11 protein-coding genes and 1 pseudogene are annotated in these 18742 nt (G+C 40.7%); 7 read left to right on the forward strand and 5 right to left on the reverse strand.

Translation table 11 applies throughout. The features are described 5' to 3' along the window. Positions 1–57 precede the first annotated feature (57 nt). From FTV38_RS02000 to FTV38_RS02015, 4 genes are all read right to left on the reverse strand, one after another. Positions 58–885 (reverse strand): hypothetical protein, encoded by an 828-nt coding sequence (locus FTV38_RS02000; protein WP_180021052.1) that lies wholly within the window; start codon positions 883–885, stop codon positions 58–60. Positions 886–991: 106 nt separating this feature from the next. Further along, the gene (locus FTV38_RS02005; protein WP_078189646.1) at positions 992–2584 is read right to left on the reverse strand and encodes a peptide chain release factor 3; all 1593 of its coding nucleotides are present in this window, start codon (positions 2582–2584) and stop codon (positions 992–994) included. A gap of 241 nt (positions 2585–2825) precedes the next feature. After that, complete coding sequence (locus FTV38_RS02010) at positions 2826–4892, reverse strand: EAL domain-containing protein (protein WP_180021054.1); 2067 nt, start codon at positions 4890–4892, stop codon at positions 2826–2828. A gap of 437 nt (positions 4893–5329) precedes the next feature. Beyond that, positions 5330–7540: a carboxy terminal-processing peptidase gene (locus FTV38_RS02015; RefSeq protein WP_180021056.1), complete on the reverse strand. Its 2211-nt coding sequence runs from the start codon at positions 7538–7540 to the stop codon at positions 5330–5332. Between the two features lie 200 nt (positions 7541–7740). Here FTV38_RS02015 and nagZ point away from each other — a divergent pair, with 200 nt between their 5' ends. Both nagZ and FTV38_RS02025 read left to right on the forward strand, forming a co-directional pair. Further along, complete coding sequence (nagZ, locus tag FTV38_RS02020; protein WP_180021058.1) at positions 7741–8763, forward strand: beta-N-acetylhexosaminidase; 1023 nt, start codon at positions 7741–7743, stop codon at positions 8761–8763. Between the two features lie 130 nt (positions 8764–8893). Further along, positions 8894–9763, forward strand: coding sequence for a class I SAM-dependent methyltransferase (locus FTV38_RS02025; RefSeq protein WP_180021060.1), 870 nt, complete (start codon positions 8894–8896; stop codon positions 9761–9763). Between the two features lie 28 nt (positions 9764–9791). On the opposite strand, the gene FTV38_RS02030 is transcribed toward FTV38_RS02025, so the two are convergent. Further along, the gene (locus FTV38_RS02030; protein WP_180004547.1) at positions 9792–11120 is read right to left on the reverse strand and encodes an alpha/beta fold hydrolase; all 1329 of its coding nucleotides are present in this window, start codon (positions 11118–11120) and stop codon (positions 9792–9794) included. Positions 11121–11423: 303 nt separating this feature from the next. Here FTV38_RS02030 and FTV38_RS02035 point away from each other — a divergent pair, with 303 nt between their 5' ends. From FTV38_RS02035 to FTV38_RS02055, 5 genes and pseudogenes are all read left to right on the forward strand, one after another. Next, positions 11424–12689 carry a glutamate-5-semialdehyde dehydrogenase gene (locus tag FTV38_RS02035; protein ID WP_180021062.1) on the forward strand — a complete coding sequence of 422 codons (1266 nt, stop codon included), beginning with the start codon at positions 11424–11426 and terminating at the stop codon, positions 12687–12689. Between the two features lie 494 nt (positions 12690–13183). Further along, positions 13184–14401 carry an acetate/propionate family kinase gene (locus tag FTV38_RS02040; protein WP_180010213.1) on the forward strand — a complete coding sequence of 406 codons (1218 nt, stop codon included), beginning with the start codon at positions 13184–13186 and terminating at the stop codon, positions 14399–14401. A gap of 59 nt (positions 14402–14460) precedes the next feature. Continuing rightward, positions 14461–16602, forward strand: coding sequence for a phosphate acetyltransferase (gene pta / locus FTV38_RS02045; RefSeq protein ID WP_180021064.1), 2142 nt, complete (start codon positions 14461–14463; stop codon positions 16600–16602). Between the two features lie 269 nt (positions 16603–16871). Continuing rightward, positions 16872–17593: pseudogene (locus FTV38_RS02050) on the forward strand (DUF2515 family protein). Further along, on the forward strand, positions 17577–18476 hold the full coding sequence (locus FTV38_RS02055; protein WP_180021066.1) for a hypothetical protein: 900 nt from the start codon (positions 17577–17579) through the stop codon (positions 18474–18476). Before FTV38_RS02050 ends, FTV38_RS02055 begins: the two are co-directional and overlap by 17 nt. Positions 18477–18742: the final 266 nt, after the last annotated feature.

The following is an 18742-nucleotide window of genomic DNA, read 5'->3' on the forward strand; positions in this document are numbered from 1 at the left end:
TCGAATAATTGATATTTATCTCAGTAAATATCTCATCAAATTAAATACTTTCGTTGTTTAGAACATATGCTGATACACATCAGCTTTCAAGACTTGTTGTGTTTGCGCTTTGCTGAGATAAATATCCAGTTGTGTACTATCTTTGATAATTTCATCTGTACGGTAATGCAAACCGACACCTTCTTGATCAAAGAACCAATCTGCTTGGCCCCAATAGAGCTTTTTCGGTGCCGATTTTTTGACATCCACATCTTGTTCATCTAACCATTTGCCATAGGCTTGCTGCACAATGGCATCCATATTTTGCTGCTGCTTTGCATCAATAATATCTAAGGGTTTGAGATTTTTTTTCGCACGACGGTCTGCCACAAAAAAATAATAGCGCTCTTTGACCGTGATATTTTCCTGTTTGGTATCGACACCGATTTGCAGCAGCACATATTGATTCCGTTGATATGGAACTCGTGTGTACATCGCCAATTCATAGGCTTTATTGGTTTTAAACTCGGCCTGCCAAGCATCTGATTTTTTCACATACGCATCGACAGCTTGTTGGAGATTCATATTCTGCTTTAGTGCAATCTGATCTTGTACGACGCTCGCCTGATTCTTTTCAATCCAGCTATTCAACCACGTATCTACGGTCTGAATGGTTTGTATCTCTAAATCAATACAACTTTTATTTTCACAAAACGGTTTGGCAATTTTAGCGGCTTGCTCTTGGATATTTAAATAAGGCAAAACATCTGGATTGATCACGGCCGCTTCAGAAGCGCCATCATCGGCCGGCTTTGTCGCTTTGTTTTCTTTTCCTGAATCACATGCACTGAGCAGCAAAACACTCCCCAAAAGTGCAAAAACTGTAGCATCCTTGAATATTTTCATGATGTCCTAAACGACCAAATGATTGCGTAATGTATGGATTTAAAAACTCTACCACAAAATAAAACAGCTTCACGAAGAAGCTGTTTTATTTCTGTAAAAGAACAACTTAGTGTTCACGTGTATTACGGAACACGATATCCGGATAACGTTCTTGCATTAACTGTAAATTCACACGACTTGGTGCAAGATAAGTTAAATGACCACCGCCATCGACAGACAATTGGTCATGTGCTTTTTTCTTAAATTCGTTGAATTTTTTCTCGTCATCACACGATACCCAACGTACGGTATTGATACTTACAGGCTCGTAAATACAATCAACTTTGTATTCTTCTTTCAGACGATAAGCCACGACTTCAAACTGAAGTACGCCCACAGCACCCACGATTAAGTCGTTACTGTTTTGTGGCATAAAGACCTGAGTTGCACCTTCTTCTGAAAGTTCTTTTAAGCCTTTTTGTAGCTGTTTTGACTTCAATGGATCTTTTAAACGCACGCGACGGAACATTTCAGGTGCGAAGTGAGGAATACCGGTAAAGTGTAAATCTTCACCAGAAGTGAAGGTATCACCGATCTGAATCGTACCATGGTTATGCAAACCGATAATGTCACCCGGCCATGCTTCTTCAAGGTGCTGACGGTCACCAGCAAGGAACGTCAAAGCATCACTAATACGTACATCTTTACCTAGACGCACATGTTTCATTTTTAAGCCTTTTTCATACTTACCTGAACAGATACGCATGAATGCAATACGGTCACGGTGTTTTGGGTCCATATTGGCTTGAATTTTAAAGACGAACCCTGTGAAGCCCTCTTCAGTCGCTTCAACTTTACGGTCTTGAGTCGGATGTGCTTTAGGTTCAGGTGCATATTGACTAAATGCATCCAACACATGGTCTACACCAAAGTTACCGAGTGCCGTACCAAACAGGACTGGCGTTTGACGGCCTGCCAAAAATTCATCACGGTCTAAAGGTTCATTGGCCATTTGAACCAGTTCCAACGACTCTTCAAATGCAGCCCAAGCGAGATCGCCAACTTTTTCACGCAAATCTGCATAGTCATAACCATCACGGACTTCAATATCCGTAATGGTTGAACCGAAACCTGCCTTATAAACGTAGAATTTTTCTTCAAGTAGGTTAAATACACCCGCAAAGTCACGACCTGTACCCAGTGGCCAAGTAATCGGAACACATTTAATTTTTAATACGTTTTCGATTTCATCAAGTAGTTCTAATGGCTCACGAATTTCACGATCCATTTTGTTGACGAATGAAATAATCGGCGTGTCGCGCATACGACACACTTCCATCAATTTGATCGTACGATCTTCGACACCTTTTGCACCATCAATCACCATAAGCGCAGAGTCAACAGCGGTTAATGTACGGTAAGTATCTTCAGAAAAGTCTTCATGCCCTGGGGTGTCGAGCAAGTTAATCATCTTGTCTTTAAACGGGAACTGCATAACAGAGGTGGTGATCGAAATCCCACGTTCTTTTTCCATTTCCATCCAGTCAGACGTTGCCGCACGATCAGATTTACGGCTTTTTACCATACCTGCAACCTGAATCGCCTGTCCCCATAACAACAGTTTTTCTGTCATTGTGGTTTTACCGGCATCGGGGTGGGAAATAATAGCGAAAGTACGTCGCTGAGCGACCTGTGTCGCTAATTCTTCTTTAAAACTCATGAAAGACACCTACTGCAAAACTCGCAGTGCAAAAGATCAGATCTGATCAATATGGAAAATTGGCGATATTGTATCAGATTGACCATTAAAAATAATCAACCACATCGGGTTGAGTCAAAATCTTAGCGTGGCGTGTCTTGATGTTTTACATTGGATGACGACCTGTTTTTATCGACGATATAACGTATTCCACTGTCTTTTCTTCTATACTCATTGGCAATGCGATCAGACTACGAGGACTTTATTCAACTTTCGCTTTCATGCTTTCTTCAAGCTGTACCACTGGCATCGGCATTCCTAACAAATATCCTTGTAACTGTTGGCAACCTAAACGTTTTAAAATTTCTGCTTGTTGTTCTGTCTCTACACCTTCTGCAGTGACTGTTAGCCCCAGTCGAATTGCCAAGTGAATAATACTTTCTAAAATAATTTCTTCTTTAGAGCCAACGCTCAAATTGCGGATAAATTCACGGTCAATTTTCAGCTCATCTACAGGTAGTTCTTTTAAATACAAGAAACTTGAATGTCCTGTTCCAAAGTCATCAATCGCAACTTTAATCCCCATCTGTCTCAAATGTTCAAAAGTCACGATACTGGCATCGATATGATGCATCGCTGTTGACTCGGTAATTTCAATAATTAAATTTGACGGGTTAATTTCATAACGTGCAAAAAGCGACTCTAAAGTACTAAATAAATGTTTATGCTCAAACTGGATGGCCGATAAATTGACCGCAATCGGATACAGCGGCATATTCAGCTTTTCCCAGTGCTGAATTTGCTTACAGGCTTCTTCAAGCGCCCAATAGCCCATGGCAATAATCAGTCCAGTTTTTTCCGCACCATTGATAAACTTATTTGGCGTCAGCATACCTAAGGTTGGATGATTCCAACGAATTAAGGCCTCAACCCCACAAATTTCACGATCAACGGCATTAAATTTTGGCTGATAAAACAAGCTAAACTGCTGTTCTTCTACCGCTTTATATAAATCATTGATCAGTTTCGTCTGACTTTTTTCTTCAAATTGGTCGGCAGTATAATTAAAAAATGAATAGGTATTACGCCCCTGATACTTCGAACTCAGCATTGCAGTGTCTGCATTGATCAGCAGATCTTGTAAGTTCGCACCATGTTCTGGGTACATCGCAATACCAATACTGCCTGAAATATTGATTTCCTTACCTGCAATCAAGAAGCTTTCTTGCATCAATTCCAATATTTTTTCAGACATTGCTGTGGCGGAGTCATTGCTTGCCGACTCAAGCACAATCAGAAACTCATCGCCACCGATTCGTAGCAATTTGGCTTGATCATCGATTAAACGGTGAATACGCGTAGCAATTTGAATCAGCAGTTGATCACCGACATGGTGTCCAAACACATCATTGACCGCTTTAAAACGGTCAATATCAATATAAATAAAAGCAATTTTATCTTGTCTTAAACGATGCTCTGTAAATAGAAAATGTGCATATTCAGCCAAAAATAGTCGATTAGGTAAACGGGTCAAATTGTCCTGTACCGCTTGATTGGCCAGTTCTCGATTTGCGCGCATCAACTGCAAACTGCGATGTTCTAAACGTTGCTCAAGTACTGCAACGCTAAAGGCCGCCATCAACAATAAACTGGTGACAAATAAGACAATAAATAGCAATAAATTATGGTTAATTTGAGCCGCAACCAATACATCCATCGAGTTTAGCGGTACAAAATCAACAGCTGCCATACCAATATAATGCATAGCGACAATGCTAAATGTCAGCATGACCGCAACAAAGGCATTCATGATGTTACGTTTAGACGAATATTTATTTTTAAACGTCATCCAAAAGGCCAAACCCGAACCACAGATCGCAACTAAAATTGAACAGATAACAATTAAAGGTTCATACCGTTGTTCATAGCCCTGAACGGCTAAACTCAGCATACCGGTATAATGCATGCCGGAAATGCCAAGGCCCATTAACACTGAACCTAAAATTAAACGCGGAAAAGGTAATGTCTGTCGTGTGGTTAACCACACAGCAAAAGTGGAAGCAACGAAAGCAATAAAATAGGATATCAGGGTCAGACTGGTATCGAAACTATGGCTTGAAGGCAAATGGCTGGCTATCATGCTTACAAAATGCATGCACCAGATCGCAGCACCTAAAATTGCACCGCTGAAGAATAAAATGACATTTTCATATCTTGGTCGTGTTCCACGAAACAACATTTGTTCGAGTGAAACAGCAAAGTAACAACTTAATAATGCAACTACGATTGAACCAGCGACCAGACTGTAATCATAATGAATATGAGTCATATCAAGCGTTCCGCTTAGGTTATCGTGGCACTTTCTTTAACCGAATTACCCAATCTATCTCTTCCCTTTAACTTGTTACGTTTTCAATTACTTACTTATTTTCCCTTAGAATCTATTAGTCTACGATAATGGTCAAGTCTTTCTTTCAAGATTTTAAGCAACTGATTAATTTAAAAAAAGAAAGCTTGATGAAGTTCACTAAAACTTAAACTTTTGATAAAAAACGCATCAGGTGGTTTTTATTTTAGAACAGTTTCTAACCATAATAAAATGAATAAGTTAGAATCATTTATAGATTGCTTTCTAGATTTAAATCGAACACCGCCCTACTCACAAAAAAAATAGCGAGCCGTAGCTCGCTATTTCTCAATGGATAAATTCATCTTTTCTGTCAAAAACTCAAGCAATCATCTCAATGTTATTTATGGATGAATTACTTACTTTTTGGCTGTTGTTGTATGCGTTTTGCCTTGTAATTTGGCATAGTCCATTAGCACGTTTGCTGCTTCCGTCACAAAGACTTCTTCTTCAGGCAGTGCTGGACGTTGGTTTGCCTTCATTTTTGCACGTGCCTCCACCAATGCATCCATAGACGCTTGGTAGCTTTCCCAGTTGGCATAAGGTTTTTGACCCACCACTTTACGACGCTGATTTTCAGCATCCAAAGACTTTTGCTCTAATGCCAACAGCTCAGCTTTACGCTTCGCTAAGTCAAGCACCACACGCTTTTGCTCTTCTGTCTTTTTCGCAATCGCAGTACGTTGCTCTAAATATTTAAATTGCGGATCAATGCTGACACGTTGCTGAGATGACTTAATCAAATCGGGAACATAGGCTTGGATCGAGCCTTCACGTTTAAACGGTGCGGTTGGAATAGTATCCCACTGTAAAGCATTTTTCGATTTACGCTCACCAAACTCTTCATTGTAAATATCGACCAGCTTAATATCCGGTACGACCCCTTTATTCTGGGTACTACCGCCAGTCACGCGGTAGAATTTACGTTGCGTTAAGGTTGCTTGACCATAGGCTAAAGAGTCAAGTTGTACCTGCGCTGTTCCTTTACCCGTTGTGGTACTACCAATCACCACACCACGCTCATAGTCTTGAATCGCAGCAGAATAAATTTCACTCGCAGAAGCCGAAGCCAAATTAATCAATACCGCCAATGGGCCTGCATAAGTTTGCGCGCCACCATCATCATCTTCAAACACGCTGACATTGCCATTACCATCACGGATTTGCACCACTGGACCTGATTTAATCACTTGTCCAAGCATACGTGCCACTTCTTCAAGTGAGCCGCCTGGGTTGTTACGCAAGTCAATGATGATGCCTTCAACATTTTGCGCATCTAATGTTTTTAAGGCTTTATTGGTATCTTCCGACACAGAACGGTAGTCTGTACCCGCACGACGTGCACGATAATTTAAATAAAACGATGGAATTTCAATCACACCAAACTTATGTTTTTTGCCATCACGTTCAATTTCAACGGTACGTGAACGCACGCCTGCATCTTCTTCTTGAATTACATCACGTACAATCGTGACATTTCGCGCTTGATTCATGGACGCACCAGCACCCAATAAACGTAAAGTCACTTTGGTGCCACGTTTACCACGAATCAGTCCGACAATTTCATTGCTCGGCCAACCGATCACATCCACCATTTTGTCGCCATCTTGGGCAACACCAACGATGCGATCACCTGACTTGACTTGTCCTGATTTGCTGGCTGGACCACCTTCTACAATCGTTTCAATTTTGGTGTAGTCTTCGTTGCCACGTTCAGGACGAATCGACACCCCAATCCCTTCCAATTGCAACGTGGTTTGACGGTTCAATTCCATCGCATCTACAGGCGGAAAATAGTTACTGTGCGGATCATACGTCAGCATCATGGCATTCAGAGTTTTATCAAGCACATCATCGCTTTTTAAACGACTAATCCGCTCTAACTGACGTGTATAACGCTTAGTTAAGGTCTGTTCAGGAGTTAAATCTTCAGGACCAGTTAAATCTTGACCATTTGCTAGGGCAGGATCATCTTTCAACGCTTTCTGTTTGGCTTTCTCTTCTTCTTTGCTGATGGTTAAATTGATCAGCTGAGAGACCAACATTTTATTCCAATGCGCACGCTGTTCTTCTGTCGACTTAAAGAATGGCGCTTTTTCACGATCGGTTTCGATGTAGCTATTCGGTTGATTTAAATTTTGTGGCTTTTTCAGCTCTTCCAACATATAGGTGTAGAACTGTTTTAAGCGCTCACGATATTGCGCATGAATGGCATACGGCCCTGTTAAATTGCCCGCTTTGAGATTTGCGCCAAAAGTTGGGCCATAACGTTTTTTATAATTTTCAATGTCCGGTGCCAAGAACAACGTATGTTCAGCGTCTAAACTATCAATATAAAAATCTAAAATACGGTTAGAGGTATTGGCATCTAAACGCTGATTTAAATAGTGTTGACGGTCTACCAATGTTGCAAGCTGACGTGAGACCAAGGCTTGTTCTTGAGTGGGTTGAATAGTACCCGCACTCACTGCTTCTGTATTATTGGCAGCAATTGCGTCATTCACCACATGAGTGAAAAAGAATCCACCTGTCGCAATCGCAACGGCACAAGCTAATGTTTGAAGTTTCATAAATAATTTGTACTTCCTTGGTATTAAGACCAATATTACCGTGTTGGTTTTCGACCTGAATTGAATAGATTCAAAATCTTAAACAACTTAATATGTTTATGTCGTGTAGTTTTATCATATTCTCTGCTGACAAAGTGTAGCAAATCATTGCAGAATTCAGGTATTGTTTTTCCTTAAAAATTCCAACACGGACACCGAATATGATTGGCGCATTAATGCTCGACATTGCTGGCACAGAACTCACCCAAGAAGATATTGAACTATTACAGGCACCACAAGTTGGCGGCATGATTTTATTTGGTCGCAACATTGAATCTCCTGAACAAGTTCGTGCCCTGACCGACCATATGCGTCAAATTCGTCCTGATATTTTAATTGCCGTCGATCAGGAAGGTGGTCGTGTACAACGCTTAAAGCAAGGCTTCACACTCCTACCAGCTATGGGTAAGTTTGGAGAACTTTACTTAACTGAACCTGAAAAAGCAGTTGAACTGGCTGAACAATGTGGCTGGTTGATGGCGGCTGAAGTCCTTGCGGTCGGGATCGATTTCAGTTTTGCACCAGTGCTGGACCTAAATAATGTCAGTGATGTGATTGGTGACCGTGGTTTTGCCAAAAATATGCAAGACATCATTCCACTTGCAAGTGCCTTCTTAAAAGGTATGAAACGTGCGGGGATGGCATCTACAGGTAAGCATTTCCCAGGCCATGGCTCGGTGAAAGCAGATTCACATGTCGCTGCTGCCATTGACCATCGTAGTTATGAAGAAATCTATCAAAAAGACATGCAAAGCTTTATTCAACTGCAACCACAGCTTGATGCCTTAATGCCTGCGCATGTGATTTATGAAAATATCGATCCTAATCCTGCTGGATTTTCACCGTATTGGATTCAGAAAGTCTTACGTCAAGAGCTCCAATTTGATGGCATTTTATTCTCCGATGATTTAAGCATGCAAGCCGCTTGTGTCGCTGGCGGCGCAGATGCTCGTATCCAAGCAGCATTAAATGCAGGTTGTGATATGGGCCTCGTGTGTAATAACCGTGAATCTGCATGCATTGCGCTGGATGGCATTCAAAACTTGGCTCTCCCAAATCAAGAACGCCTAGAACGTATGCGCGGTAAAATCCCACAGATTGAGATTGGACAAAGCATTGAACTCGGGGCGGACTGGCAAAACGTGCGTAACCGTATTGTGGATTTTAAAAATCAATATTGCTAATCCAAGACTTTCAAAATTCTAGAAAATGGAGCACGACAAGGTGCTCCTTTTTGATTTATGATGAAGACAAAATAAGTGCTTCGGCGCTATACAAAAATTGCCAATAAAAACAACATTAGGTCAGGACGACATGACACAAAGTTTATCGGAACATCGACACATTTCCTTTACTGCACATTACACCGGCTATATTTGGTACAGCATGGGGATTTCGCATCCCGTTTTTGCCACACGTAAAGGCAAATTTTTAGCACGTTTAGTCCATCCTTTAGAAAGCTGGGCAGAAAAGAATGTGGGCGGTAGCATGCGCTCGACGCTCAAACAGCGCCATGCCATGATCGATCAACATTTAGATCAACTCATTGCCCAACACCCTCAGCTACAAGTCCTTGAAATTGCCTGTGGCCTCTCCCCGCGCGGTTGGAATTTTCGCACCAAACATCCTGAAATTGACTATCGTGAACTCGACTTGCCAGATATGGCAAAAATCAAAACACAGGCACTCAAACAGATTGACCCGCATGCCCCCGAGGTCTTAACTGGCGACATTTTCACACAAGATTTTGAACGTATTTTTCAGAGTTTCAACCCTGAACGTCCTTTGGTGGTGATTAGTGAAGGGCTAATTAATTATTTTGATCAAACGCTACTGAATAAGTTATTGCAAGGGATCACCGAATATGGCGCCTCGTTTCAGGAATTACATTATCTGACCGACATCTATCCAGAACCCGTTAAAAACCGTTTAGCACGTTTTATTTGGGCCAGTAGTAAATTACTCAAAGTCATGTCTCGCAGCGCTTTTACTTTTCATTTTCAATCCCCTGCTGAATTACAGCAGTTTTTCACCCATACAGGATTTGAAGAAGTAAAAGTCGTTCAGCCGGCCTTATACTTTCCACAACAGCAACATGAACAAGTGATTCCTTTCCACGATGCAGAGCAGCACTGTGGCGATTTGGTTTGGATGGTCCATGCCAAAACAAAAAAACAGCGCTAAAGCGCTGTTTTTTTTAGTTGTTCATGTTTTAACTGACGGCTTCTAATAACAATACATCTTCTTTTTGGCGTTGTACAAAGCGTAATAAGCGCTCTGCCAACTCAAAACTACCATGCTTAAACAAAGCGCGAACCTGTGTATCCACAACGTCAAAGATGAGACATTCAATTTTAAACTCACCTTCTTCGTCTTCTAGATGTAAAGCCAAATCTCGTGGATATGCGTGCATGGAGTCCAACATTTCAGCCTGCACATTCAACAACACACCGAAATAATTTAAATCCATAATTTGAGTATCAACCACAAGGTCTGAATGGCGATGAGATAAATGCGTGAATGGCTGTTGTACACTTACACGCGCTTCGCCACGGCGTTCAATATTTTGCATTTGCTCACGGCTCATTGGAATGATCCCGTCCAACTGCTGAATAGACTCACCGCGTAGATAAGTTGCAAACAAATTCATGGTTTCCTTACGGCGTTGCAACTGCGGTAAATGATCCGCATTGGCAATCATAGCAAATTGCATATTCGGACATTGCAATGCAAAGCCCGCATTTTCATGTGGCAAAGTAAAACTGTCGTACTGCCCGCATGACACCAATACATCACACTGTGGAATCGGCACGTCTTGCAAACGCAGCAAACGATTACAGTTAATGTCATAACGCTCTTGTTCGGTATTGGTGAATTCAGCCATTTGTCTAAAGAACAAACGCTTCGCTGTCGGTGACATCCGCGTCACATCCAGTTTGGCATGATTGACCAAATACAAAATCACCGCTTGACCAAATTCATCCATGCGCTGTTCTTTCATTAAGTGCAAGGATTCTTCAAGCAACATGCGCCAGCTCTTGCGCGTTTTTTGCATCACGCCCATTAAAATCATGCGATCAATCAATTCAGGACGTTGATCGGCCAGACCTGCTGCCACCACTGAACCTAGTGACATCCCCATCACGGATACTTTTTCTAGCCCGACGATATCCAACCAAACGCCCAACATCTGCGCCAGATCACCCAACTCTAAAGTCCCTGCTGACACGGCTGTATCGACATTGGTAATTTGCTGGTTTGAGCCCATGGAGGGTAAATCAATTAAAATAATAGGGCCTGCCGCAAATAATTGTTCGACACAATATTTGTAGGAATTAAAGTTTTGAAATGCCCCACCAATAATAACAATCGGGGTGCGATGAATGGTTTCAGGTTGTGCAATGGCCATATATTCGACCTTCCAGCCATCAATCCATGTCGTTCTGGCAGGCTGTTTAAAGCTTTGCTTGTCATACAGATCAAAAAAACTGTAATGCGTACTTTCCTGTACGGTGGGATCCATTTGGATAATGGAATTCATATTCCTTTCCTCCATTCCTGCCTTATTTTTATTGTCAGGAATTCATTTAGAGACTCTGCTCGACTTAGCGTCCTGCTCTTTAATCGTTATTTGTACGACTTCAATGTCGCTATTGTTTCATTCTATACAGAGGTTCATTTTACAAGCAACTGATATCCCCGCCGCTTATCTACTTTTGTTCTAAAAACAATTTCAAAATGTTAATTCTGGTCAGCAAGTACAGTCGAATATGCACTTAAGTGCTTCATTGTTCAGTCACAGGCTGTTAATATCGAGTTGAAATTTCTAAGTGATCAAACCGCTATGCAAGAGTCTATTGAACAATACATGCAAACGGTAGGACAGCAAGCACGCACAGCATCACGTGTGCTCGCAGGGGCTTCTACCCAGACTAAAAATAATGCCTTATCAGCAATTTATACTGCTTTACAAAACAGTGAAACTGCAATTTTGGCAGCTAACCAAGTGGATATGACCAAAGCGCATAACAACAACTTGGATAGTGCTCTCCTTGATCGCTTAGAACTTACCCCCACACGCTTTAAAGGCATGCTTCAAGGTCTAAAAGATGTAATCGCACTGACTGACCCGATTGGCGAAATCACCGATATGGCCTTTCGTCCGACAGGTATTCAGTTAGGAAAAATGCGTGTGCCACTAGGTGTTGTCGGCATGATTTACGAATCTCGCCCGAATGTAACCCTTGAAGCCGCATCTTTAGCGCTTAAATCAGGTAACGCGATTATTTTACGTGGTGGTTCTGAAGCTTTGGAATCTAACCAAGCAATTGCAGCAGCGATTCAACATGGCTTAACTGCCGCTGGCTTGCCTGAACATGCCGTTCAAGTGCTTAATACCCCAGACCGTGCTGCGGTTGGCCAATTAATTACCATGCCTGAATATGTCGATGTGATCGTACCTCGTGGTGGCAAAGGCTTAATTGAGCGTATTACCAATGAAGCACGTGTGCCGGTCATCAAACATCTTGATGGTAACTGCCATGTTTTTGTGGAAGCTCAGGCTGATTTGCAAAAAGCATTACCTATTGCGCTCAATGCCAAAACACACCGTTATGGCGTATGTAATGCCATGGAAACCTTACTTGTCGATGAAAATGTCGCTGAAGAGTTTTTACCACGCATTGCTGAACTTTATGCGGAGAAAAAAGTTGAACTTCGTGGCTGTGCTGAAACGCAGCGCATTTTGGGTGAATCGATTGTTCCTGCAACTGAAGAAGATTGGTATACCGAATACTTAGGCCCGATTTTGGCAGTGAAAGTCGTTACTGGCTTAGATGAAGCGATTGAGCACATCAACAAATATGGCTCACACCATACCGACTCAATCATTACCGAAAACTTCAGTTTGGCGCGTCAGTTCTTAGCGCGTGTAGATTCGAGTTCAGTGATGATCAATGCCTCAACGCGCTTTGCAGATGGGTTTGAATATGGTCTTGGTGCTGAGATCGGTATTTCAACCGATAAAATCCATGCACGTGGTCCAGTCGGTCTAGAAGGTCTGACTTCTCAAAAATGGATTGTGTTTGGTGATGGTCAAATTCGCCAATAACACCCAATAAGACAATGAAAGCTGTGCTTTTCTGATTAAAGGCACAGCTTTTTTTATGGCAATTTAAAAAACTAGACCCAAGGTTCACATATTGAAATATAAGCCTGCAAACACACAGGATCTAGAATCGAAAAACAGATATTTTGACAATTAAATGCTTCAGAAAAATAAGAGAAGTTCAAATTACCTGCTTTTTTGCAACAATTTTAGGATTACAGCGCAGCAACCGCATGTTATGTTCTATGTATATCCCTTAAATCGTATAAATTTTGAGGATTATTTTATTAATAAATGAAAACTATGAACTGATAAATTTTAATTATTATTGTGCTCAGGGTCGATAGTGCTTAAGTCTAATCTCCTAAAGTCTATCTAGGACGATAAAAAAACCCATGATAAAACATCATCACAGATCTAAATTGCATCAATCAATACAACTGCAATCAGATCAACATTATGGATAAGTATTTCAATTAGAATTCGGGTATTTAAACGTGTCTACATCAGTATTAGTAATTAACTGCGGATCTTCTTCTATCAAATATGCGTTAGTTTCTGAGCGCCGTGAAGATCGTATTTTTGGTCTGGCCGAGAACCTAGGTTCTGCTGATGCACGTATTAAAGGGGTCACTACGGGTGGTGCTGCGCTTGAGCTGTCTATTCCACATGCTGACCATGAAAAAGCCCTCGAAACTATTTTAGAGCGTTTGGCTCACCATAATCCTCAAGCGATTGGTCACCGCGTGGTACACGGCGGTACATTAACCAAAGCTGAGCTATTAACACCAGAAATAATTGAACGTATTCGTGAAGCAACTCCGCTTGCTCCATTGCATAACCCGGCTCACTTGGTGGGTATCGAAGCAACCATGCGTTTGTTCCCTGAACTTCCGCAAGTAGCCGTATTTGATACAGCATTCCACCAAACGATGCCGTCTCATGCATACCGTTATGCATTACCAAAATTCTTGTACACACAGCATAACGTGCGTCGTTATGGCTTCCACGGTACAAGCCATGCCTACGTATCTGAGCGTGGCTCAATGTTGGCAGGCAGCTTTAAACAAGGTGGCTGGTTAACTGCTCACTTAGGCAATGGTAGCTCGACTTGTGCGATTTGGAATGGTCAATCTGTAGATACTTCAATGGGTCTAACACCACTTGAAGGTGTGGTTATGGGCACGCGTAGTGGTGATGTTGACCCAAGTATTCACAGTTTCCTTGCGAGCAACTTAGGTTGGGATATCTACAAAATCGACAAAATGCTGAACAGCCAATCGGGCCTACTCGGTTTGTCTGATCTTTCAAATGACATGCGTACATTGATCGAAGCATCAGAACAAGGCAATGAAGATGCCGCGCTTGCCATTGAAGTATTCTGCTACCGTTTAGCAAAATCTTTGGCAGGTCTCAGCTGTGGTCTACCACGTATTGACGGTTTATTCTTTACCGGTGGTATTGGTGAAAACTCTGCCTACATTCGTGAAAAAACCGTTTCATATTTACCACACTTTGGTTTCAACCTTAGTAAAGAATTAAATGACAACTTAAAACGCGGTACGGAAGGTCGTATTGACCACGGAACTGGCCCACAAATTTGGGTTGTTCCAACCGATGAAGAAGGCCGTATTGCCAAAGAAACTGAGCATGTTGTAGACGAGGTGACAGCGTCTGCTACAAAAAAGTCTGATGCTGAAGCTGCGATTGCATAAGCAATCGCATCAGCCCCTTCGCCTTCAATATTAATTTTTAGCTTTAATTTAGACACCGTATGAAAACAATTTTACTCGTGCCAACTGGGGAAGGTGTAGGTTTAACATCTGCATGCTTAGGTTTAATTTATGCTTTGGAATGCCAAGGGGTCAAAGCAGGTTTTCTGAAACCATTTTCACAGGAAAATGTCGCAGATACCGTGGACCGTACAACGGCTCTTTATCGTCATTTATTTAATAATGAAACGGTAGAACCTATTCATCATGCCACCATCGTGAAGCAAATCAGTCATGATGAAAGTGATGAACTGCTCGAAGAAGCGGTTCGTTTGCACCGTGAAATTGCAAAAAAGCATGATCTGATTATTGTTGAAGGCTTGGTTCCAAACAGCCGAGATAACTTTGCCTCAGAACTCAACGCAACTTTAGCAAAAGCTCTTGATGCTAAAGTAATTATTGTCAGCACAGCAGATATTCAAAATGCCACGAAAACGGCTGAGAAAATTGACAGTTCACTACGCCAATTTGGTGGTGCTGCATCTGAACGTACTGCGGGTGTTTTGTTTATGCGCACACGTGGCTTGCCAGAAGAGTCTGCGCAAATTCCTGTCACACTTGATCCAAATCTGCGTTTAATTAGTGACACCAATAAATTTGTACTCGAATTACAACAAAGTAATCCGCAAATTGGTTCTACACAGCTACCTGTTATTGGCCTCGTTCCATTTAGTAATACGCTCAGCGTACCGCGGATGTCTGACTTGGCGACGCATATTCAATCAGAATGGATCAACCAAGGCGATGCTGCTCATCGACGCGTACTACATAGCAGCTTAGTTGCCTCTAATATTGAACATGAACTTCACAAATTTGTGGCAGGTGAACTGATTATCAGCGCCTCTGACCGTATTGATGTGTTGTTGGCTTCTAGCCTTGCAAGTAGCAATGGTATTCCACTTGCCGGTTTGGTTTTGACTGAACACCATCAACCGAACCCACAAGTTTTGGATTTCTGCCAAACCGCGATTAAGCAAGGCTTACCGATTTTACATACGCCTTTAAGCACTTTTGAAACGGCACAACAACTTTCAAATTTAGGCAATGAAATTCCTGTCGATGACGTAGAACGTGCAGAACAAGTGACCCGCTTTGTTTCAAGCCACATCAATGCTGAGTGGATTACTGAAGTATTGAATGGTTCGTATCAACCCCGTTTGTCCCCTTCTGCATTCCGTCATGAATTAGTACAAAAATCTATTGCTGCGAAAAAACGAATTGTTCTACCTGAAGGTGATGAACCACGCACCATTCAGGCGGCTGCCATTTGTCAATCACGTGGCATTGCACACTGTATTTTATTGGCAAAACCTGAAGCCGTGATTGAAGTTGCAAAAGCACGTAATATCGAACTTCCACATGATTTGGAAATTATTGATCCAGATCTGATTCGTGAAAACTATGTGCCTAAAATGGTTGAGCTGCGTAAAGGTAAACTCAATGATCTACAAGCACGTGAACAGCTACAAGATACTGTGGTTTTAGGTACCATGATGCTTGCACTCGATCAGGTGGATGGCTTAGTCTCAGGCGCAGTACATACTACGGCGAATACTGTACGTCCTGCATTCCAATTGATTAAGACTGCACCTGATTATTCACTGGTTTCTTCTGTGTTCTTTATGCTGTTACCAGATGAAGTCTATGTATATGGTGATTGTGCCATTAATCCAGATCCAAATGCAGAACAGCTTGCAGAGATTGCGATTCAATCTGCAGATTCAGCGAAAGCTTTTGGTATTGACCCACGTATTGCGATGATTTCGTATTCAACAGGTACTTCTGGTGCAGGTGCAGATGTCGAGAAAGTGGCTGAAGCAACACGCATTGCCAAAGAACGCCGTCCAGATTTACTCATTGATGGCCCGCTTCAATACGATGCTGCATCGGTGGAAAGTGTGGGACGTTCTAAAGCACCTGACTCTAAAGTGGCTGGTCGTGCCAATGTGTTTATTTTCCCTGATTTAAATACAGGTAATACAACCTATAAAGCAGTTCAACGTTCTGCAAATGTAGTCAGTGTTGGCCCAATGCTGCAAGGTTTAAACAAGCCTGTAAATGACTTGTCTCGTGGCGCATTGGTCGATGACATCGTGTTTACCATTGCATTAACGGCGATTCAATCCGAACAACAAGAAGCTTAATTTTAGTTTCGAGTTCTTAACCACCCTTTCGAAAGACTGGGTGGTTTTTTGTTTTATATAACTTCCATTATATTAAAAATGGCTCAGAATTAGTGGAAATTTCTTTTAAATTCTATGGCTGAATTTTGAGTATTTGGTACATGACCAATAATGTATTCATTCTTCGCTTAAAAAAAGAAATCAAAGCTCTGATACACATATCTAATTTAAAAAATAAAAGGAAAAATTTACATAAATTAGAGCCTGGATATGAAACTAGGGCGTGACGTATTGCTTCAGTTTATGCCAATATTTATCTAGAAAAAGAAAAACATCGAAACAAAGATTTAGTTGGCCGTTACTATTGGATGGGCTTAGGTGCATTTGCTTCAAATAATCTTAGCTGCCATTTTAAACATGGTTTAACTGCATGGGAATATAAATGGATTCCACTAGGGGTAATTCGTGATCCTGTACATACTTTTGCAAAAGGTAACTTATGGCTATTTATGGATATTGCACCTTGGCATTATGCTTTGAGCATGTCTTCATCCTCTTTTAATCAATGCCGAACTCAACGTGATGTTTCCAAATTTACTCATATTAAAGAAGAAGTTATAAACGTTCCTTGGTCAAATTGTTTACCCATAATTAAAAACTTAAAAGCACTTTAGAAATTAAAAGTGCTTTTGAATATCTACCAAAATTGAAAAGTATTCTGCCGAGTTCTTATAATATCAAAAACATGGAAAGAGAATATCAGGGGCGACACGCCGGTGTACTCGATAAGGTACCAGAAACAGTATACAGCGAACCATTATCAAACACTAAAGTAGCCAATTATGATAGCCGTATGGAATGGATTAAAAAAGCAGCAGAAAAATATCATCGTTTAATGCAAAGTGATAAAGGAAGATACTTTTTAGAAGAAGAACTAAAAATTATTGCGAAATGGGGCGATAGCAAAGCTAATTTTACAGTTGGAAAGGATAGTAATGATGGAAAAATTTAATTACTGCATTGTTATTTTTATGGTGGGTTATCTCCTTTCAGCTTGTCAACCTAGTGCAAAAAATACAGAGAATAATGTCATGAATCAACAGCGTTTTAGTTTACATTTAGGCCAACAAGGATTTAAAGATTTTTCTCAACATAATCTTGGGCATCCCGATAGTCATCCATCTGGAGCAGGTTTTAGAGAGTTAGATTTTACACCGCCCAACTTAGGTCAGATTAAAGTTGAAAATGGTGAGAATAGCTTAGTGATAGATCATGTATTTTCAGTTCTAGGAACATCGTTTAATAATGAGGATGGAATACAAGGGCTTGATATTAATGCAGGGCTAAACAAAGAGGAATTTGTACGTCCTGAACAAGCCCACCAAGCTTATGTTGACTTAATGAAACGTATAAATCAGGCCGAATGGAAAAATTATTTCTATCGTTTTTCTGCACGAATAGCAAAGGATGATAATATTCGATATCTAATGAAATCAGGTGATGTCATTGACCCGACTTATATCTTTAATTATGAAGAATGGAAAAAGATAATAAATACAGTTGGAGGGAACTCTATAGGCTACCGATTATATGCCAATGGTATCCTTTTGGATCTGAGTATAAAACAAACTCAAAAAACTGAAGATGGTAAAGAACAATATATGGTTCGTTATGCTTTCAATACGATTCGTTATGATGAAAGAAATTCAATGGATGATTCAGAGAATAATATTGATACTTACAAAATGACCTCAAAAGAGTTAGAACAAGCATTTGCAAATGAGCTGATAAGAAATAAAAAATCAAGAGAAATTGATGAAAAAGAAGTTATAGTACAAGGCTACCATATCGATGAAAATTATGAAGATCCTGATGTTTGGCAATATGTTAAATAATCAAATGTTGTCGCGTTTAGACTCAATTTTAAAGCACTTTTACACAAAATTGATCATTGAAACTAAAGATTTGAAGATTTGAAGATTTGAAGATTTGAAGATTTGAAGATTTGAAGATTTGAAGATTTGAAGATTTGAAGATTTGAAGATTTGAAGATTTGAAGATTTGAAGATTTGAAGATTTGAAGATTTGAAGATTTGAAGAAGAATATTATTTTTATAAAATTTAAAGCAAAAAAAAAGAAGATAAAGCTTTAGGCTTGATC

Origin of the sequence: Acinetobacter sp. YH16044 (assembly GCF_013417145.1) — a bacterium.
GTDB classification, from domain to species: domain Bacteria; phylum Pseudomonadota; class Gammaproteobacteria; order Pseudomonadales; family Moraxellaceae; genus Acinetobacter; species Acinetobacter amyesii.